The following is a 20,584-nucleotide window of genomic DNA, read 5'->3' on the forward strand; positions in this document are numbered from 1 at the left end:
TTCTTCGAAATGATCTCTCTAGAAGGTCAGTCTATGGCAGGAGCTTCTTCACGGGCCGCTTCTGCGATCGAGCAAAAGCTTCGGGCCTCAGGTAAGCCTTGGTGCGCGGTTTCGGGCTGGGTACTGATTGATATGATCAGTCCAGATGGGGCTGTGCCGCTTCCGGAACCAATGCTGCCTATGATCATGTACGCTCACCACGTCCAGATAGATAACAGCCACAGGCTTCGCGGTGGGGACAGCGTCATGTCTGGGTTTGCAACGTCCTACAACCAAGATGGGGTTTTCGAAACCGCCGGCACCATCTACATACTTATGGGCCGAGGCTTTAGGAAGGAGGCGGACGCTTCCGTGGTGAGGGCTGCCCAGTTGCGGCTGAGTGATACCACGCTAACTTCGTGAGTTCTGTTCATTGAGTGGCCCGACCCCTTCCCTCGGAACAAGGTGACGAATGATGAGATACAAGGCTGTGCTTTTAGATGCTTTCGGGACGATTTTGCAAATCAAGCCTGGCATACATCCATATCGACAGCTTTTGAAGGAAGGGATTCGGCACGGACGTCGTCCGAGGCCCGACGATGCAAAAAATTTGATGAGGTTTAACGGTGGGTTGTCCGAAGCGGCTGATCACCTGGGCATCAACGTCCACCCTGCACGGTTGGCTGAAATTCAAGAGATGCTTGAGCAAGAAATTAGCTCCGTCGTGGCATACCCGGATGCCCTAGAAGCTGTCGCCTTGCTGCAGGAGCGTAGTCTCCTGCTTGCAGTTTGCAGCAACCTTGCGTACCCATACGGTCGCGCTGTCAGAAGGTTATTTCCGACCATGGATGCATTCGGGTTTAGCTATGAAATTGGCCTGATTAAGCCAGACCCACGGATGTATCAGTCAACCTGCGAAATGCTAGGCGTCGAATCTGACAATGGATTTGGTGAGAACAGAGTCATCATGGTGGGTGATTCACTGCGCTGTGATTGTCATGGCCCACGCGAAGTAGGTATCACTGGCATACACCTAGACAGATCACAGTGTAGTGGCATCAATGATCTGATGGTCTTCGCAAGGCACGTGCTTCGCGAATCGTAGCCGCGCTGTACAAATGTCGCAGAACAAGGCACCTCGCCTTCTCAAATATCCTGAATGACGCCACTGGAGAGGTTGGAGGCAGTGATGAGCGCAAGCGTGTACTGCGATATCCAGATGACTCTCGAAGAAGCTGTCGAGATGCTCGAAGTCCTCCGAGCCTTGCGCGAGGCTGGTCGCTACCCGGCGCTTGAAGAAAAATTTCACGACATGCAGGCCCAGCTCACCGATTCCATCAGCTACGCAGCGTCAGACAGAATCGGATTGCTAAAATCCAAGCCCAAACATTAGCAGACTGCTTTGGGGCCTCTTCACACCTGCTCGGCTGGGCCGGGCGGGGGCGTTTGACTATTCTTAAGGCATTGCTCTGAGAGTAGGACAGTTTGAGCTTGAGCTTGAGCTTGAGCTTGAGCGTTGCGCGTAAGCTGTTCCTGCATCCACGCACCAGCTTGATCGAACTCTTCCATCATCGATGCGAATTCATCTGGTGTGAGATGGACTGGGCTGGTTTGGTGCTTCATTGGGCTTCCAAAGTTTGTAGTAGTCAGAGGCCCATGGGCTAAGAGCCCACCCTCAGGGCAAGCCTGCCCAGCGATCAGGAAATCCAGGACTCCACAGTGTCCGAGCCGTATTCAGCTTTCCACTCTTTCAAAACCTTATGGTTTCCGCCTTTGGTTTCAACCACCTCACCCGAATGCGGGTTCTTGTACAGTTTCACAGCGCGAGGCCTACGTGTGCCCTTCACCGGCGCGGCAGCAGCCGTGCCTGGCTTGAAGCCGCCCAGAGGATCAAGAATCGAGATGACGTCCCTTAAGCTCTTGTTGTACTCGCCCAACAAGCCACGCAATTTGGTTTCAAATTCAATTTCTTGCTCAAGGCCTTTGTCGCCTTTCATTGCTTCCAACGCCGCTAACTGCTCGGCGAGATGGCGTTCGAGTTGGCGGAATTCTGCGAGTTTTGACATTGGAAATCCTGTCTCTGTGTAGGGGACGTGTGGGTACGATGGTAGCACCACGCGATCCAGATCCGCTTGGCCATGGGCTAACTTGAGGCTCAAAGTGTTAAGCGGATGCAGTGCTTTTGATCCAGACAATGCAGGCTGAAACGGTAATGATCGACCCGAGCGTTGTTAGAAGAATTACTTTCGCGATGACTCCAGCCTCTCTTCGTACCTATGTACTATGACGTGGAACAAAACCCTTGGAGACAGGATGCGCAGTAGCCTTTTGTACGCCGAGATGGCTTCCGGGCGAGACAGCATTGTCATTGTACTGGCGAAGCGTTAGAAACGGCCTTCGGCAGGCGATGAGTGTGACACATGAGCAGCAAGGCGACCTTGGAGTGGAGCTATAGCCCCGCAGGCCTGATTGACGGCTTGCTGGAGTTTGAAAAGTTTGGTGGTAGCGTTGTCGCTGCGGGTGGCAGGGTCACAGCAGATTTTGATGAGCAGGTCTATCGGGCGGATGCAACGCTTGCTGATAAATTATTGGTCGCGATCCAGGCTAGGCTGGCACCTGCCCAGCGCAGGCTCCAACAAGCAGTAGAGTTTTCACACCCTCCAACCCTGACTGTGGCGCATTCGGATGGCAAACGAGAGATGTTCCTTGAATGCTATGCCTCTGTCTCGATAAGCGATCATTTTGAAATTCAGATTATCAGGAATGGGGTCGTGATCGAGGACTCGGAGCAGGAGCGCATTGAGCGAGAGTCTCGGCAAGCTTTGTTGCTGGAGAGTCACTCGGATGATCTGATTCTCGCTCGGATACTGGCCAGTCATCGGAACTCTCTCCGTGATCCAGATAACGAGTTTGTTCACCTGTACGAAATCTGGGATGCGTTGGAATCAAAGTTTCTGAAGCGCCATCAGGTCGCGGACGCCCTGAAGATAGAATTTTCCAAGTTTGGCCAGTTTCAAGCCGTGTGTAACAGACCTACCTCCGCCAGTCGGCATCGAGGGACAGCCGACGGCGCCTTGAGACAGCCGAGCCCGGCTGAGTACGAGTTGGCCAGATCCATCGCTTGGGAGCTTGTGATGGGGTATGCGGAGTGGCTGAGTACGCAGGCGAAACTGCATGATGCCGCTGCGGGCAACTGAAGCCCTGATCGACGCTGGGTCGGGGAAAGTCGACCTTCACAGATCCACAGCTGGTTCAAATCTTGGCCTGTGCTATTCACGGAAAGTATGATTTTCTCGATCAGTTCATCGAACTCAAACCGTTCAGCCACCACCGCTACAACCCTGATCATGTGGCCCTGCGCCGAGGGAGTGATCAGACCTTCACCGACGCTCGAACTCAATAAATGTGATCCCACTGCGTGAAGGTCAGAACGTTCGGTAGGCGCCATAAGTGGAAATTACCGGTTTTGAATTTTTGAGACCAAAATGCAAGTCTCTGTGCTTCAGTTTGATTAACGCCGCTCCACTCGACTATCACGATGTGTCTGGACTGGGCATAGGCGGCGATCACATCATTGAGATGGTCATCATCCCCCGAGTACCCGAACACGATGATCTCTTGAGATTCGTTCAGACTGAGCCCTAGGTAGTTCCAGTACGTGGAAAGCACCGTCGAGGCGCCAATCACCGATCGCTTATGGCGAACGTGGGTCAGTACGATGTGATCAGACCCTTCCGGTGAAAAAGGGTTGAGCTGATGTCGATCACGTTTCCTGGCCAGTCCATGGTGGTCAAAGAATAGAGGGGAGCCATGTAGGTGGAGGTAGTATCCAAAGTCATTGTTGTATAAGCGCGTCAGTGCATCTGAGCTGAAGCCATTTGCAACCATGCCGTCCACAAGCGTGGTATGGAAATAGCCCGCCATTAGGCCAGCATCTAGAAATGCTCCATAGAGAAGCTTGTCGTAGTTGAGAGTGGCGACGTGTGACTTTGTCTGGCGAACGAACGCGATTACTGGTTCCAGAAAGGCCTGCGGGAGGCCATGGGCGTAAAGGTGCAGCCTGGTGGCTACCTTGTGAAGGTAGTTTCCCACTGCGACCGGAAATTGCAGACCTTCCTGCGATAACCAGTGAACGTTCATCCGCTGTGACATGTTGATGCTACTAAGCGTCCTGCACGCTGAGATCACCAGGTGCAGTGGGTCGAGCTGATCTTCCCGCGCGGGGATGACGCCATTTCCACCAAGGCACTGACTGATTAGCTCTTTGTGCACATCACTGATGGCAAAAGGGTCATTCCATACATCAGCCATAGCGTTGGTAAGCGAAAAATGTTGGGGATCAAGCGCCATCCCTAGGCCGTTTCCAAATATCAATGTCTTCCTTGGCATCATCACTTCCTTGGGGGGCTGAATTTTCAATCGTTGACTGAAATAGCGTACTCGCTTCATAACTGTGTATCGCTTCTCAGTGAGCCAGCGCTTCGGTCACCACGGCCCTGGCGACTCGTAGCCCCAGCCGGCTGGTCATAAGTAAAGCGGACAAGCAGGGGGAAATGTCCTACCCAGCTCGGAGAGTAGTTGAATTTCATCAGCTTAATCTGTCCCAGATTTGGCCTCTGGTACCTATGCTCAGCATTGTCGCGCGTAGATGCGACCAGAGCATCCTCCGCCTTAGGAATTGAGTGAGAAGACAGAAGGCTGGGTTGACATTGGCCGGATGAAAAATGCCGTTATAGAGAAGTCGGTTGGTGTACTAGAAAAGGGGAGTATGGCCGGGCGGTTATTCAACCAATGGCACCGGCCATTTTTTCAAAGAGTCGATCGTCGGTCAGTCAGCCTCGTCTGGCTCCGTCTTCGGCGCATGACCACCGTTCAGTGTTGTGTCAGACGGCGTAAGGTAGTGCTGGGTCATGACCGATTCGAGGTGCCCCACCTGTTTGGGTAACTGGTCATAAGCTGGGAGATTTCCCAAACTAAGTTCGATGACTGCGGCTCGAATGGAATATGCGGTGGGTTGCAGACCGTCGGAGATTACCTTTGATGTCCAGCCCTTGACGATTTCGGAGAACTCCCGCGCTGACATGGGTTCATTAGGGGCTTTCGAGGAGGGAAAAAGATAGCCATCGGTCTTTAATTTTTCAGACCTGATGTATCTCTCCAAGACGTTGGTGTTTTGGGGCACAACGGTATGGCGCTGCTTATCAATCAGGATCAGGAAGCCAGGATTAGAGTCATCAAGCTTTTCGAGATTGGCTTTGGCTGAAAGAAACATGTGCGAGCGTAGCCCAGTCTCAATGAGAGCAAACAGGCTCTGATCACGAAGGTTGCCGGAGGCCTGTACCACCCTTCTGACTGCCTCTAACTCATGTGGACTGATCGTCCGTCGAGGCGAGACAAGCCTAGGTGCTTTTTTGATACCTGGTTTGAGGGGCGGGGCATCACTTTTGGCCTCAGTGTGCCGAAGGCTCTGGGCAGCAGTGACGTTAGAGGGGCCAATGGTGCGGGTATCAGATGATGGTTGCGGCTGGAGGTGCTTGAAGCTGACTAGTGCTTGGAGCGGCAATGCCTCTGCGAATACCCGCAGCGTTCTGGCTGCAATAGTGGGTTCATGGCTGGAACTAAGCGTAGTCAGCATTGCCGACGCTATGGCTGTCCGCACTTCGCTCTCGGAGGGGCTCAGTGGTTTGATCGAGCTTGATTTTGAGCTTTGCACCACATCATGGTAATCGCTATACCCGAGCCATTTTGAAAGAAGCTCACGCGCGAATGATAGGCTGATGGGATTTTGGCCTGGCCACAGTTTTTGGACTCGTTTCGCGATTCGCTTGAAGCCAGATTGGGGGAGCAGATCTTCCGAATAAATCGGGATGCGCATAGCAATTCTCCAATACGTCATGGTGTCGGCTGCCCGCTGACTGTTGTCGAAATGCGTGCGAAGAGATGTGAACTAATCCTGATGCACAGAGGCTATGCGTGCCGACCGCTCGATCCAGGTTGATCGAAAGTTCGACGCTATCACGTATGGTTTAAATTGTGCAATCAAGAGCGCGGGTAGAAGCGACACATTTACCCGTTGGCATACACGGCAGACTACTGAGCTTCTGGGCCAGGGCTGCGCCTCATGTGAAGTGCGTCAGGGATGCAAATCTCAGGTATCAGTGTAAGGCAACATTTAACGGATGAGGTGAGCTGAGTTGGATGGTGATGAGGAATGAGTTCGATACCCCCCCCCCAGGCATACTATTCAACCAGGGGCGCTAAACGCTGGTACGCCAGCCCCTTTGTGAACGGTCTACTCGGAGCTAGATCATGGGGGAAAGAGTCCGTGACCTTCAACCCGTATGCAACAAGGTAGGCGATCCATTCCTCCTTATGGGGCCTTGAGGCGATCAACACTACCGATAGCGCCCTGGTTTGTACCGCCGCCGTCGGGGACATGGCGAAACCGAGTGCGACGACTGCATCCTGCACTAGCTGTTTGGACAACGTTAAAAAACGCCCATCCATTTCGACGAATAATCCTTTTGCGCTGACCGAGTGCAACGTGCAGATAAACGGATCCCATTTGCTCGAATATGCCGGTCGGAGCCAGACTCGATCATATTTTCTAAAGCTTCTATCTTGAGTCTCCAGAACTATCGGTGAACGGGTGCGAGTCAGCCGCTGGTTGATGGCATCAACGAGTGCCGGATGGTCGCTGACGAAGACCTCTTCAGGATGTCCTCTATGGCATTGCTCGGCATGGCGGACATTGAACGGCTCCTGCGGACAGATCGAATCTTGATTGGGCGTCAATCGTTGAGGCATCACGTTGCGCTGGACGTCTAAAGCTGCGAAATAGCGGGCAAGTCCATCAATGAAATGTGGCGTGGCTCCGGGCTTGGTTCTACGGCTGTCAATGAGCACCAGGCGTGAGGTTTCTGGGATGTTTTGCAGGGTGATCAGGAAATCGCTGAGGCTGAACAAGTCACAATCGGTAACCATGATTGTGCTGTATTTGGGGAGGTCTTGCGGCAGCCGGTAAAAAGGGATTGGTTCTTTTTCAGCATGAAGTTCATGCATGGAGCTCAGACCACTGGAGTACACGACTACCAGTGGAGCCGAGGCATATAGAATTTGCAGTACCCCCGACAACTGGGCCATGAATTCATGAAGGCACTTCAAGTCCTGCGGGCGGATGATGGATATTCTGGAGTTAACGGCAGCGGTGATTTCGTCTTCGTAATCAATATGGCTATAGGACGCAACGACTTGGCTGTATCTTGAATAACTGTAGCGAATTTCATCAGCGGTATAGGTTGGAAAAAAATTCCGCGAAAGGCGCTCAAGCTGTCTGCGGACAGCCACTTGCAGGTTAGCGTTGGACTTGAGTTGATAGTGATCGCCGTCAGTGATTACCCAACCGGCATTGGCGCTAAGCCTAAGCCCTTCTTTCAGCTTCACAGGTACGTCAGTTTCACGGAATAGCGTGCGCTCGCCGCGAATTTGCTCCAGGAACCAGCCCATGGCTTCAAGTACAGTCCTCTGATCAGGCGACAACTTCGCTCCCGTGGATGAGAGGGCTGCTCGCCTCTCGTTCTGTGACGCGAAGGCGAGGAGGGCTTTCACTTGTGCTGATGATGATTCATAAGCCTGCGAACCATAGGTCTCATAAAAGCGCTCAGCGTGGATTTGAGCTAACCCCCAAGCCATCACACGCTTAATCCGCTGATACCGTGACAGGCTTTCCTGAAAAGAAAGCCCGAGCAAAGTGCGCTCGGGTTCCAGGAGTACGTTGCACCACGGAAGCATGTCGCCGCTCGTTAGAGACTCAAGCAGTACCTCACGCGAGCCAAGACTCTGTGACAGAAGCAATTTCTTTGCCTTGGGGGGGAGGTGAAAGCTGTCTATAAAGAAACTGTTCTTGATAAGCTCGTCCCAGCCCGAGGCGTCTACACCGCACTCCAGAACTGCTACCAAATTCACCCCGTTGCTACGGGCACTCGTTCGTAGCAGGTACATGCGCCCGGCCACCAAAGGTAGTTCGAACCCAGCGGTGCGGTACCGTAAAGATACCGTCCGATCACTCCCTGTATCGTGGCAACTCGCTAGGCTAATACCGTCGAGGCGATGAAAAATTCGCTTGATCAGATATTTTTTCAATCAAGATCACCCAACATTATTCCTGACGCATGCATCATGTCTTGTTCATGACGTACTAGACGCAGCTGCTGCTTTAGGTTTAAGTTCTCTTGACGCACCAAGGTCAGTTCAACTCGAAGCTTTGAACACTCAATATTCTGCTCAGAGGGCTTTGTCGCTTGGTGATTACCGCTGTTTAGGTGCTGATTCAATAGTGATAGAAGCTGAATAACTTCGGAGCTTCCTCTCCCCGGATAAAAAATTTGTCGTGTCGCGCCGATACGCTCTGCAAGCCAGGTCAGATCAATGCTGCCTTTGCGGACAGGAACAGGGATACTATTTTTAATCAGGCTCATCAACTCTTCCCGAAGCTGAAGGGCGAAGCGATTGCTCAAGTTCAGTTGTGCTAAGTGATCCAATATTTTTGGTTCTTGCATGGCGCCAGTCCAAGAATGGTTTGCAGGTCTTTGCGTCTGAAAGCTCAGCGGGGATTGAGGTCATCGTCGCACTCGTCATTAATTTTCCACTATCAAAATAGAGGTATTGATTTTCAAGTAGGATTTTCTCAACCAAGTGACAGGTTTTCTCAAAATCATATAGATTGGCGTCTGTCCTGCTTACTGGGGTGGCAACTGGTTGCGCTCGGTGGGGCAAGTCCCCCAGTATTTTTTCGAGCACTGTTATACGGTGAGTTGCCTCGCTTAGCTGGAGACGAATTACGTCATCAGGAATGCTCGCATTGAGTATTGATTTTGGAAGTTTTACACACAATTTAACCGCGTATTGGTCAAATAATTCCTTGTGAGGCGTCGACTTTTTGCGATATAAGGAAGGATCAACGCCAACAATTGCTGCCACCCTTTGAGCTAGGATCGAGGCATTCTTGATGATTTCGCCGTTCTTCAAGAAGGATTGCAGCACAGCGTGAGTCTTGGATAGCGTGTTTGTGAGCTGGAGTTTTCGACCGGATCTATCAACTTTAAGTTGATCTGCAGGACGAGATGAAGTCTTCCTCATTTTTACTTGCCTCCCAACTTTCGGATCGATTCCGATATCAAATCGAAAGTTTCGTCGAATGTGCAGTTTGTGGCTTTAAGAATCGACGCAATTTGGTTGGCTAGGAGCCGGAAGTAGGAAGGCTGGGGGTATTCTGCCGAGAGGAGTTCTGGGGACTTGGCGATCTTCTCAACTACGGCAGTGTAGTTGACAGACGTCAAGTGTGGATAAGCTTCGGAATCCAATATTTCTGCAATGATGCGGTGGCGAGGGTTTGCCATGTCGACCGCGTGCCTTTTTGCTCCAACCAGATCCCGGTACCGGCTTATATAGCCGGGATTGCTGTTCTCAGACTCCAGAAATGTATTAAGCTGATCAGCTAGTCGTGTATAGGACGCTAATTCGTATCGTGTGATAGTGAGATCTGAATGGTATGGTTCTAATTCTGCCGCCGGCAAATCGGTTGAGCTGAGCTGTACAATCTTCTCAATAAGTTTTTCGCTTTTGCGTTGGGCCTGTCTCATACAAACATTTATTCCAGGGAGATGGTCTACACCCCACACTGCGCCATCACACAAACTGCATGTTCTAGCTCGGCGTGTAAACTCCATCAACTTCATAGGGCAATCACCATTTCTCATGCAAATGCAATGGGTCATGAACAGCGGAACTGTTTGAGATTTTACCATCAAATCAAGACCGGTTTCTTGGCTGTTGATAAAATAGAATTGTTTACTAATGAAGTTTTGATCTCTGATAAGTTGCTGTTTGTCCTGGCTCCAGCCTTCAACAATCGCGCTCCCAGGAGAGTTTGGAGACTTTATCTTGCCCATCAGTGCCTTGTAAGCACTTTCGGTAACTATATTGTTAGCCGTGTTGATATTTTCGAGAAGCTCTTCCGCAGGAAGTATTGTGTAGTAGTCAGACATGTTACCAGATCGGTGGCCGGCTTGTCGGGCCGCGATGGTAACTTCCAGATGCCCGTAGATCCGCATATGTGTTATCCATGTCGCTCGCAGAGCATGGGGCACATGGACTGCAAGATCTTCGCCTGTTTTGCCTGGTGTGATAAAAGCGTGAAGCGAATCAGGTGATACGACCGAATTGTACAACCCTTCAAGTCCCTGGCAGAAACGTATCCACTCATTTGAATAAGTAGAGTCAGCGAACGGGAGATCGTTTCCGCCCCATGGACTGCGAAACAACGGGCAGATTTGACCATAGCCTTGCGGATCTCTCGGATCATTTTCGTAGTAAACGAGGCCTGGAGGTATACGATAGATCTCTGTTTGAAAACGTCGCTCATCAAATAAGCTTTCCATTACGTGACCATCAATCACCACGTCCCGAGAGCTTCCGGATTTGTCAGTGTTTATGTGCAACATACACAAATTAAATTCATCTATTTTGCTGCTCTCAAAACCCTTGTCAAATGTCCTCAGGTCTAGCCACTGGCCATTCTGAAGCCTCTGGCCTGCGAATAACGCAATCGCAAGCATTCTCAGGCTTGAAAGCCACGGAACATACGAGGTTATCATTTCTGTATATTCGGCCTCAGGGACAAAGTAATCCCCGTACCACCAATGATAAATGTTGGGGATAGAGTCGATCGGAATTTCAAGATTTTCAGCTGGGTTGGTTGACCTTTGAATGGTTACTAACGCAGTAATTCCTAGTTCAGACAAATCTATCCAATCACTTCGCTTAATTATGGCGGCGTTTTCAACACTGATCCGGCCATCAATAATCATGGTTCTGAGTTGGACGCCTATTGAGTCAAGCGTATGCATGTAAGCCTTAGCAATAATAGCCGCTTCGCGTGGAAAGGGAATTTTGTTGCTTTTTGACCGGCTGCCGCTGCCTGTTGAGTCCATTTTTATATTGACAGGGTTAGAGTATTTGCCGTCTACGATGTCGTATCTAGGGCCATAAGTTCTCACTGTTTCAAAAAACAAATGCACCGCATTGATAAAAGGCTTATTAGATTTCTGTGTTCTAAGGGTGTTGCGTAACTGCAAAGCTGTTAACGGAACCTCAAAGCTGTCATCAAGGCCTTTTAAATTGCTTATTGCTTCAACAGTTTCTTCATCAATTAGGTCGTCGCACCAGTACAAAATACGCTCGAAATCTTCGATGCGCTCGGGGAGTACAATGCGAGAGTCTGGGTGCTGCTCTTTCCATAGTGGCAGGTAACAAAATACATAATCCAATAGGAATCGAAAATCATTTACTTGGGCATCGATATAGCCTTGTGATTTTCTTTTTGATTTTTGGAGTTTTTTGAAAAATTTAGATCCCATTAGGATCCACTGGCTATAGTGCTCCATAATTTCAACTTTCTGTCGACCTGGATAGAACGTATTCGATATCCAGTGAAGGTCGGCGTTTCGTTTAGGAAATTCGACCAACAGCATGTAGTCTTCTGCTGACACCGCCATGCTGAGCGTGTCCAGCAGACTTCCGTCCTCGGTCACCGCTCCGCCGGCTTCCGAAAGCAACTGCTCGGCACGCTGTTTTATCTTTTGTTCACGACGATTTTCTATTGCCTTTGGTGATGGCCGAGCGTATTGCCTATTGATGTTTCTGATTTTGTAGCGTCTCAGCTTCTTGTCATGGGTAGGCAGGCTTTTGGCCTCTTCAGGTGTCATGACGTAATATTTAACGTATTCCAAGTATGTCTTTGTATATCGGGACGCATCACCTTCATGCGTGCGCTTGGCAGCCAGGTACATTCGATAGCGTTCTAAATAGAAGGCTTGATCTGGGGATATTATTTCGGGATGTAAAGTAGAAAACCTATTGACCCAGCTAAAGAGCGCGAATTTTCCATGCTTTTTTGTGCTCCCGTAAATCTCTACCATGGCGGGAACCGCCGACCACAGCTCGTTGAAATCGACGTCTTTGGGTGAATGCCAGTTGGTACGGTACTGCCAGTTACGCGAGGCTCGCTCCAAAGAATTCACACCCTTCGCGACCTCCCAGATGAAGCCATACGTATATTTTTCTTCAAATTCCGGATTTTTCTTCCAGGCGTGCGTTATATTAAATGTGTAGGGCAGCGTCACGACACCCTCTGACCACAGTATGCACAGAAACTCTTTAAATACTACTCGTAGTCCCGAAACGTCTTCAGCCCATTCTGGATCTGAGCCGGTAAGTTTGTGATAAAGTTTTGTGTCTTCTGCTTTGTCGTATTCTACCCCTTGGGATATTTCATAGATAATCTGCAGGTCTTGTTCTGATATGTTATTTAGTGGTCTCAGGTGAGATAACTTTAGGATTGCAATTCTTTTGTGATACTGCTTGTCGATAGAGTTCTCTTTGAGTCCGTTTTCCTTTGATTTGATTTTACTGATGATTAGGTTAAAAATTATATACGCTGCTGCTGCGAGTTTTTTAGCGTTTGCTACAGTTATCACTGTCAATAGATTAATCACGCTGCCAGCCTCCTGCGCAAGTCTCGCGCTAGGGCTTCGTAGGAGTCGGCACGCAGGCTGTCTATGGATTTTGTTTTATTCCAAATCAGTTTAATCTTTTCTGACGCGTCGATCTCGGCCATCATGATTTCTTGGTCGAGTTTTGCGTAGATCATAGTGGCAGTGATATTGGCATGCCCCATCAGAACTTGGATTTCGGCCAAGGTCAAACCTATGCTTGGTCGACCAGGTATGTAGATAAAGTTTCTTGCCCAGTAGCCGTAGAAGTGCCGTAAGCTGTGGGATGTATAAGGCTTGCCACCACGCTCAGTAAAAGCCATTTTGTTCTCAGTCTGGGCTTTCAACAGCGCGCGATTAAGCCTACGATTTAACGAGTTGGCTTCCAGTGCTTCCAGTAGAGGTGCGCCGTAGCTGTTAGGGCTGTCTGACACAAAAAGGAAATCACTGTCTGAAGTGGGGCGCTCGATCTTATATTCTGCCAGTGACTCAAAGAACATCTTTTTAAAGGGTTCGAACATATAGATGTGAGCAGTGGCCCTGCCTTTATATGGCAGTTCCTTCGCTGATGGGTCGCGACGATTATTCGGATCGGCCACCAGCAGCGTTCGCTCCGAGACCTTGATGTCTGAGATTTTCATGGCCCACGCTTCTGACTGCCGCAGGCTGCCCCCACATTGGAGCAGGGCCACAGTCCGCTCTAACGGTGGAAGGCTTTTGAGAAGATCTAGGATCTGGTCGCTCGGAAAGTCTTTCCGTTTCGTATCCGTGGGAGCCTTGCCGCCCTGAAGGCCGCCTATCGCCTGCCGGAACATCTCATCTGGCTTGGGTTTGAACTCCATAAGGTTCGACCGCATCTTGCTAATCTCAGATCGGTTACGTGCCCTAGGTTCGAGCTCAATGAGTTCTGCAGGCAGTTCCACTTTCTCCTCAGGGTTAAGGAGGTTTACTTTCGATAGCGAGTCCCTTAGCAGTGCCGAGTACTTGCGGAGGAAGTCGTTTGCCGCGGCTTTGTATTTGTTAGCTGAGGCGATGGTGATGGGGCTCCTGCCTAGCCGGGTCGCGATGACTCTGATCAGGTAGTCGTCACTGCCAGCAGCCTCTGTCAAGAGCTTGAAATAGGATTGTAGGGTTTCACTCAAAGCTTTCGGGTCGATCTCCCCTGCGCCAAGCGCTTTGGCTTCGTAGAGATAATCGACAAGAAATGCGTTGTGGCCTATGTACTGGTAGTTTGCGCTCTCCGACCGTTTGCTACGGGGCATCCGGTGGATGATGCGTGAATAGGCGTTGAAGGGGGCTACAGGTTCTCCGGTTGCTGCTTCGTACAGGCGGGGCGGGTCGCAGCGAATCAAGATCACATTCTTTAAACCACTACCAGCTTTTGGAGGTTGGCCTTCCGCTTCTTTTCTGGTGCCCACGGACGAGCCGCTTGGAGTGAAAGATTCGATTAAATTCGATTTTCTCATATATTGACTAGTCCCTATATGTGTGATATGAATACACATATACACTATGGATAGTAAATAATCACGCGATTTTCGATAGATAAATGCTATTGATACATGCTATTTGATAGGTTGTTGAGTTTCTTCAGGCTTCACACTGAGTTTTAGTCTCTAAAGCTGGAGCGGGACTACCCCAGCTCGGCGGCCTTGTCGGTCAGTTACATGGCCCTGGCGCGGCGTGCTGAGCGGTAGAGTGTGGTAGGGCGGTAGAACTGAGAAATGGCAGCGTAATTTCGAATTACGATCGCGGATCAGCCGGTGCATACCCTTTTGCTTGTCGGTGCCCTTTAACGCTGAGCATGTTCGACTAAGTCCTTTCTCATGGTCTGCGACTGGGCAGGAAGTATTCTGTCTCTATGTGATCATCTGGCGTGCCCGTGCCCGTGCCCGTGCCCATGCCCATGCGCTGGTCGATCGTCGCATTGACTGGCACCCCTAGTCACAACGCATTCCCGACGTCTTTTTGATTTGGTGACCTGTAGGGCGCTTGAGTTGCTCACGCGTCCTCTTCAGTCTCACTCATTGCTAGGAAGGCTGCTCACTGCGCGCGGAAGAGCGAATGTCTGGCGGTCTGTGGTTTCCGTTGAATCTGGTTGGCGGCGGCGTGACAGGTAGGTGGGCATTATTCCGCGCACGGTGTCGTGGGCGCATGAGCCTGCGGGCCGAGAATTGGGTTTCGCTCACAAAAAATTTGCAGTCTGGCGGGGCGTACCGTTGCTGCCGTGTGTGCCGAGGAGGGGATAGGCGATAATTGAGTGCGCGGAGATTTAGAGCGGAAGTATCTGATTAAAAGCAGTTTTTCTTTGGAAGGGATGGAGCGGGTAGAGGGAATCGAACCCTCCTCGATAGCTTGGGAAGCTATAGTTTTACCAATAAACTATACCCGCATAACATAAAAAGCTTGCTCACAAAAGCGGTTGTCCAGTAAGAACCCTCAACTAAAGCTTGGGAAGCTTTCGTTTTGCCACTAAACTATACCCGCTTTTAACCTGACGCCTTTGGAGCGGCTGACTTTGTACCAGATGCGGCGGGTGAATTGAAGCGTTAAATGCCTCACCGACCCGATCCGTGTGGCCGCCCCCTGATTTGCCGTCCAATGGCACTCATCAGGCTCTGCAGCAAACCCTTCCTTCCCCGGCTGCTGCCCTATCATTTCCCATTCCAATCACACCGCAAACGCCTGTTGCGACCGATCCGTTCTGTAATGAATGCGCCGGGGTCCGGGCGCGGGCGTCAGAAACCCATGCAGCGCCTCTTTCGATGCCAGGCACGCTGCCTTGCTCTCCATGTCGAGAAAGTGCCCCGCATCCTGAATGGTGCTGAAATGGCAGTCGCGAATGTAGTGGGCGAAGTGCCGGGCGTCGGCAGCCGAGGTGTACTCGTCCCACACACCGTTCATGAACAGCACCGGCACATTGATGCGCCGGGCCGCTTTCATCTGCGGATGATTGCTCGCGTCCAGCACATGGTTGATGTGGTGGTGCATCTGCGCGTACTCGTGCAGATCCAGGGAGCTAACGTGCTTGTGGTTGTAGCGCTTGAACAGAGAAGGCAGGTGTTTGCCCAGCGTGCTGTTGAGTAACTCACCGACGCCATGGCGATTGTAGGCGGCGAAGTGTCGCTGGCCGCGCTCGAGGTAGTCGCGCAGCGGGTCGCTGATGACGGGCGAGAACGAACTGATCACGGCTTTCTCAATGCGCTTGGGCCGGTGCGCCAGGGCGACCAGCGCCGCCGCGCCACCCCATGAAAACGACAGCAGCAGTTCGGCGTTGAAGTGGTCGATGAGCTCCAGAAGCAACTGACCTTCCAGCTCCTTGGTCAGGGGGCGTTCATGGGCGTTGTGCGGTTTTGATTTGCCGGCGTAAGGCGGGTCGTACAGCACGACGTTGAATTGCGGGTGAAGGTTGCGCACGGTTTGAGCGAAGGAGGTGGTCGTGGCGAGCGAGCCATTGACCAGAATGATGGTCTTCTCGGCGGCGTCTGCGCGATAGAGCTCCGTGTAAACCCGGAACTGGCCTTGTATGTCCAGCAGAGTGATTTCTGGCTTCATCTCCATGTCTCCTGACGAAAAAACGGGGTGCGCGTAGACACGTTGCACGTGTTTCGTGACAGGTAGGCAATTGGACGCAGGTTTCAGATCAACGCGATTTCGTCGGCACTCAGGGCTCTGTACTGTCCGGGGTCCAGCGCCGGGTCGAGTTTCAGCGGCCCCATGCTTTCGCGGTGCAGCCGGGTCACCTTGTTGTCGAAGTGGCCGAACATGCGTTTGACCTGATGGTAACGCCCTTCCACAATGCTCAGCCGGGCGCGGTGACTGCCCAGAATCGTCAGCTCGGCAGGCTGTGTCGTCAGGTCTTCAAACGCGAAATAAAACCCTTCAGCGAATTTCTCGACGTAGTGCGCGCCGATGTCGTCTTCGGTCTCGACGTCATAGACCTTCGCCAGTTTGGTGATCGGCTGCGTCAGGCGGCGCGACCACTGCCCATCGTTGGTGATGAGCATCAGCCCGGAGGTGTTGAAATCCAGTCGGCCGGCGATGTGCAGGTCGTCCTTGTCGGTCTCCTCAAGCAGGTCGAGCACGGTGGGGTGCTGCGGATCGACGGTTGCGCTGACGCAGCCCTGGGGTTTGTGCAGCATGAAATACCGGGCGGGTTTGCCGAGCTGAAGGACTTCGTCGTCGATCCGTACCTGACTGAACTCGCGGACCTCGTGCAGCGGGTTTTTTACCAGCAACCCGTCGACGTGCACACGGCCTGCGATCAGTGCCAGTCGTACCTCTTTGCGGCTGAAGCGCGGCAGGTTGCTGAGGAAACGGTCAAGACGCATCGCGAATCTTCGCCCCAACGCCTGCGCACTGCGGACACAGACATGCCTGTCCACGCACCTCTTCGGGCAGCGCTGCCAATAGCGCCGGGTCGATCTCGGCGGTAAAACACCAGCAGGCTTGATCCACTGTGCGCGGATCAGCCAGGGTGCAGCGGTTACTGGCGCCGCAAACGGGGCAGATGCTCGTGTCGATGATGTGAGTGTCCATGTAGAGCGCCGCCTTTGAGTGCCGCCAATGCTAGCGCGCGGCCCTGTCTCGCGCCATGAGCATGTGATCCCGGGCAACGCGCCTACGGGGTAATCGGCGACTGGCCTTGCGGGGCGACGAAAGAGGGCGCGCGCCCCAGCATAGAACCCACGGCAGGACAGCGGCAATGCACCAGCAGGATGTTGTCGTAGTGAATGCCCTGCCGACTCAGTTCGGTGAACAGATCCTCCAGGGTCGGGCGGGTCATGCCGAACCGGTTGCGCACGGTCAGCACATCCATGGGCGTTGCAGGGAGCAGGCTGGGCAGCGGCGGTTGATGGCTGTTGCGCACGATCTGGCTGATGTCCCTGTAACTCTCGTAGTGCTCGCTCTGGAATTTCGCCAGGGTGTAATTCTTGATGCGTCCCGGCAATGAAGTGCCGGCCATCAGCGTGTCCCGGGCGAACATGTCCGGAAAGGGCCCGACGCCGGGGCCGGGCACCGGCTGCGCAGTGTTCAGCAGGGCGTAGGGCCGCACCGACTGGCTGGCGATCCGGTGCAGCATCGGGTCGACCAGCTCGTGACCGTGGGGCGCGTAAGTTCGCAGTTCGGTGCCGTTGGGAATGGCCGTCGTGCGCGTCCAGGGCAAGTAGTAGCCGTGGCTGCTGACGACCAGGGTGCGTGCCTGGGCCCGGTCCGATGTCCACAGCAGAAATTTGCGCCCCAGCTTCCACACTTGAACCGACGACGTGCCGAATTCGGCATTACCCGCCACGCTCCACGTCTTCATCAGGCCCGCTCCATTGAAGAATGGCTTGAGCAGCGATTTGCGTGGGTGGGTCGCCCTGCGCAGCCAGTCGCCGAAATTGCGTGCCGGCAGCGCAGTCTTCACTCGACTCAGCCCTCGGCCCAGTGCTGTGGCAGGCGCTGCGAGTTTGCGGAACGCCTGAAAAAGTCGTGGCGTGGCCGGTGCCATGTGTAATAACCCCAGGGACAGAATGGCGAACATCACCTGGCGCCGTTCCTCCTGACGGTTCCCGGGGAGGTTGGCGGCCTGAATGCCCAGCGCAACGCTGGCCGCGCTGGCCGTCAGCGCCGCGATGGAGGCCGCCGGCAGCACGAGCGCCATGGGTGCCAATAACAGTTGCAGGCGATTGAGGTGTTGAATCCAGGCGCCGAGTGCCTGCTCGCGGTCGGTCACGAAGCTGTCCTCGGCGTCGTACTGGCCGTTAAGACGCAGGCCCTCACAGATGAACGCCATGGGCGAGCCGGACACTTCCTGCTCGCACAGTTCACGCTGCCGGGCGGCATGGGTGTCCGGGCTGTAGAGCGGCTCTGTCCAGGGGCGCAGGATCGACACCGGTTCGGCCGGCGCTCGGGCCCCGCCCCACAGTTCGAGGATATAACCGAGCCTGACGTGAAAACGGCGCGGCATGTAATTGAGCACGGTCTCGCGCCATGCAGGGTTGGCGGCAGCGGTAGTCAGGTGGTCGATGAGCTGCTGACGATCACTGAATGCCACGAACGGCGTGGACTGCCCGGCCTGATAAAGCACCCCGCCTTCCTGGTGTGGCGCGCTGATCATCAGCAAGCCCACGCAGGGAGGGCAGTGGGAGTTCAGTGGCAGTCCGCTGCTCACGTGAAAGCCCACAGCGCTCCAGCAGATCCTTTCTGCAACGAGAAGCGGCGGCTCTGGCGCAGGCACCTGCTGCGCCTGCCCCACGGCATCGATCACCCTCTGGAAACTGTTCATGGAAAGGTCTCCGCTCTTGAAGGCCAGCAGCGCCTGGCTGACGAACGTCGACCAGAGCGAACGCTCGATGTCAGCGCGTTGCTGCCGCCAGAACTGGTCGAGTCGAAGCTGCATGAGGCCGAGAAAATCGACGCCCTGGATGTGCGCCTCGACGCTGGCGGCGCTGATGTTCAATTCCGCCTCGGGCCTCCAGGCCCCGTTCCCGCTCGGGTCTGCGTAGACGACCCAGCGACCGCCTTCATCATCGTAGCCCTGGGGCTGAAGCGCCCTGAACCGGCTCAACAGTGCCTGACTCAGCGTGACGGGCGTTTCGTCCGGCGTGACGATCACGTTCGCCGCTGCGATTCGCGGGTGGCCCCACGGCGTCCTCGACGTGCCGGGCAGGTAGCGGATGAATACGCGCCGGGGGTCTGTGATCGGCGTGTGCGTTTGCTTCAACGGGACAGGCTTGAGTCGGGGGGACACCTGCCTGAGCCACTGGCCCATGAGCCGGTTTGCGAACCCGAGCGGGGTCGGGATTCGCGCCAGCAGCGGCTCATGGTGCTGCCAGTGATCGAGGGCGCTGACCAGTGCCAGTGCCGGCTCGATGGGCATGAGCGCCGCGTGGTCGTCGTCGATGAATGCGTCGGTTGATTCAACCGCATCGATGCCCGTCAGTCGCTCAGCGCAAAAGCGTTGCTGGGCGACACGCAGTTGAGTGAATACGTCGTCCGAAGGCGCCGCCAGCGTCAGGGTGATTTGCGTGCCATCGATCGAAAGATTGATCCGATGCCAGGCCGATGCGTTGATCGCCTCCAGCACCTTGTCCGCTTTCCAGGGCGCGTCATCGCTGATGTACTCATGGCACAGGGGCGCGCTGCCCAGCACGTGGACATAGCAATGCCCCGTGGTATTGGAGCGTAGATGGAAGATACCTGGGATGGTCTCGCCGTTCAGCGCCACCCCGCGCACGACCGAGCGTGCCGGCGGTCCGGCGGACTGCAGGTCCTGAACACCAAGCGGGAAACGTGTGAGCCCCAGCGCATCAAGTGCCAGCGTATGGCCCTCGTTATCCATGCGCTTGCGCGAATGCAGGCGGGTCACCCCATCGAGAAACGCCAACTCGGCGAGCCTCTTCCATGTGTCGCCGTGATGCTCCCAGAACTGACGCTGCACCTGCTCATATTCCAGTGTCCATCGGGCTTCGATGAGCAGCTCGAAAAACGCCGAGACGGTCAGGGTGGGCGTCGACGCCGACAGCGGGCGATCAGCCTCGGCGCAGCGTCGAAGGGCGAGGAGTCCGGGCGGATTCAGCGTCTCCCGGCCCAGCTCTCGCAGCGTCAGGCGCAGCTCGAAACGCTCCCGACCGTCGGTTTCGACGGCCGGCTCCAGCGCGGTGCTAAAACTGACGTGCAGCTCGTCGATGTCGATTGCAGCGCCACATCTGGCCTGCGGCGTTTCCTCCAGCCTCTGGTCCAGATGGCGGGCGACCGAAGGTGGAAACGCCAGATCGAGTTGCCAGGCCTTCAACACCCAGACCGATCCGTACAACAACTCGGCGACCGGGCTGACGGCCTGGCGCATCAAGCGCTTGTGGTTAATCCCGTAAGCTTCGCTGGCGGACGCGGCGGCGGGCTCCGGGGATTCAGCCGGGCGCAAAGGTTCCGCGAACGGCGAAACGCTGAAATCCCCGCCATTGGGCAGGGTGTCGTTGGAAAGGAGATCAAGGCCGCTCGCGGAATCAGAGCTGCTGCGGTCGTTCATGAAAAATCGCGCCACGTGGAAAGATGCCCACTATGGCGCG

17 protein-coding genes and 1 tRNA gene are annotated in these 20,584 nt (G+C 53.8%); 4 read left to right on the top strand and 14 right to left on the bottom strand.

The features are described from left to right. Window positions 1-33 precede the first annotated feature (33 nt). The 3 genes from IFT47_RS28030 to IFT47_RS01530 all read left to right on the top strand — a co-directional run bounded on the left by IFT47_RS28030 (window position 34) and on the right by IFT47_RS01530 (window position 1,372). Complete coding sequence (locus IFT47_RS28030) at window positions 34-402, top strand: DUF6957 family protein (RefSeq protein ID WP_371321908.1); 369 nt, start codon at window positions 34-36, stop codon at window positions 400-402. 49 nt (window positions 403-451) lie between these two features. After that, window positions 452-1,084, top strand: coding sequence for an HAD family hydrolase (locus IFT47_RS01525; RefSeq protein ID WP_104723191.1), 633 nt, complete (start codon window positions 452-454; stop codon window positions 1,082-1,084). Between the two features lie 84 nt (window positions 1,085-1,168). Next, window positions 1,169-1,372, top strand: coding sequence for a hypothetical protein (locus tag IFT47_RS01530; protein WP_032608730.1), 204 nt, complete (start codon window positions 1,169-1,171; stop codon window positions 1,370-1,372). 20 nt (window positions 1,373-1,392) lie between these two features. Here the strand turns inward: IFT47_RS01530 and IFT47_RS01535 are convergent, their stop codons facing one another. Both IFT47_RS01535 and IFT47_RS01540 read right to left on the bottom strand, forming a co-directional pair. After that, window positions 1,393-1,602, bottom strand: a complete 210-nt coding sequence (locus IFT47_RS01535; RefSeq protein WP_192171662.1) for a hypothetical protein — start codon at window positions 1,600-1,602, stop codon at window positions 1,393-1,395. A 74-nt stretch (window positions 1,603-1,676) separates the two neighbouring features. Next, entirely contained in the window at window positions 1,677-2,045 is a 369-nt protein-coding gene (locus IFT47_RS01540; RefSeq protein WP_024678831.1) for a histone-like nucleoid-structuring protein, MvaT/MvaU family, read from the bottom strand. 354 nt (window positions 2,046-2,399) lie between these two features. On the opposite strand from IFT47_RS01540, the gene IFT47_RS01545 reads away from it, so the two are divergent. Next, window positions 2,400-3,176: a hypothetical protein gene (locus IFT47_RS01545; protein WP_024678832.1), complete on the top strand. Its 777-nt coding sequence runs from the start codon at window positions 2,400-2,402 to the stop codon at window positions 3,174-3,176. Window positions 3,177-3,375: 199 nt separating this feature from the next. Here IFT47_RS01545 and IFT47_RS01550 read toward each other — a convergent pair whose 3' ends face one another. The 12 genes from IFT47_RS01550 to IFT47_RS01605 form a co-directional block, all read right to left on the bottom strand. Further along, window positions 3,376-4,368, bottom strand: coding sequence for an SIR2 family protein (locus IFT47_RS01550; protein ID WP_104723194.1), 993 nt, complete (start codon window positions 4,366-4,368; stop codon window positions 3,376-3,378). Window positions 4,369-4,807: 439 nt separating this feature from the next. Then, entirely contained in the window at window positions 4,808-5,854 is a 1,047-nt protein-coding gene (locus IFT47_RS27495; protein WP_231992855.1) for a hypothetical protein, read from the bottom strand. A gap of 365 nt (window positions 5,855-6,219) precedes the next feature. Further along, complete coding sequence (locus IFT47_RS01560; protein ID WP_104723195.1) at window positions 6,220-8,121, bottom strand: hypothetical protein; 1,902 nt, start codon at window positions 8,119-8,121, stop codon at window positions 6,220-6,222. Beyond that, entirely contained in the window at window positions 8,118-8,456 is a 339-nt protein-coding gene (locus IFT47_RS01565) for a hypothetical protein (RefSeq protein WP_229610940.1), read from the bottom strand. The genes IFT47_RS01560 and IFT47_RS01565 overlap by 4 nt, the downstream gene beginning before the upstream one ends. Further along, window positions 8,443-9,117 carry a hypothetical protein gene (locus tag IFT47_RS01570; RefSeq protein WP_080269598.1) on the bottom strand — a complete coding sequence of 225 codons (675 nt, stop codon included), beginning with the start codon at window positions 9,115-9,117 and terminating at the stop codon, window positions 8,443-8,445. Before IFT47_RS01570 ends, IFT47_RS01565 begins: the two co-directional genes overlap by 14 nt. Window positions 9,118-9,119: 2 nt before the next feature. Beyond that, window positions 9,120-12,533, bottom strand: coding sequence for a site-specific integrase (locus IFT47_RS01575; RefSeq protein WP_104723196.1), 3,414 nt, complete (start codon window positions 12,531-12,533; stop codon window positions 9,120-9,122). Further along, window positions 12,530-13,996 carry a tyrosine-type recombinase/integrase gene (locus IFT47_RS01580; protein ID WP_192171661.1) on the bottom strand — a complete coding sequence of 489 codons (1,467 nt, stop codon included), beginning with the start codon at window positions 13,994-13,996 and terminating at the stop codon, window positions 12,530-12,532. The genes IFT47_RS01575 and IFT47_RS01580 overlap by 4 nt, the downstream gene beginning before the upstream one ends. Window positions 13,997-14,848: 852 nt before the next feature. Then, window positions 14,849-14,922, bottom strand: a tRNA-Gly gene (locus IFT47_RS01585). A gap of 278 nt (window positions 14,923-15,200) precedes the next feature. Then, complete coding sequence (locus IFT47_RS01590; RefSeq protein WP_192171660.1) at window positions 15,201-16,085, bottom strand: alpha/beta fold hydrolase; 885 nt, start codon at window positions 16,083-16,085, stop codon at window positions 15,201-15,203. 83 nt (window positions 16,086-16,168) lie between these two features. Next, window positions 16,169-16,861 (bottom strand): pseudouridine synthase, encoded by a 693-nt coding sequence (locus IFT47_RS01595; RefSeq protein WP_192171659.1) that lies wholly within the window; start codon window positions 16,859-16,861, stop codon window positions 16,169-16,171. Further along, window positions 16,851-17,069: a cysteine-rich CWC family protein gene (locus IFT47_RS01600; protein WP_192171658.1), complete on the bottom strand. Its 219-nt coding sequence runs from the start codon at window positions 17,067-17,069 to the stop codon at window positions 16,851-16,853. The genes IFT47_RS01595 and IFT47_RS01600 overlap by 11 nt, the downstream gene beginning before the upstream one ends. Before the next feature lie 82 nt (window positions 17,070-17,151). Then, the gene (locus IFT47_RS01605) at window positions 17,152-20,544 is read right to left on the bottom strand and encodes a dermonecrotic toxin domain-containing protein (RefSeq protein WP_192171657.1); all 3,393 of its coding nucleotides are present in this window, start codon (window positions 20,542-20,544) and stop codon (window positions 17,152-17,154) included. Between the last annotated feature and the right edge of the window lie 40 nt (window positions 20,545-20,584).

It is taken from the genome of Pseudomonas sp. CFBP 13711, from assembly GCF_014842265.1.
GTDB lineage: Bacteria > Pseudomonadota > Gammaproteobacteria > Pseudomonadales > Pseudomonadaceae > Aquipseudomonas.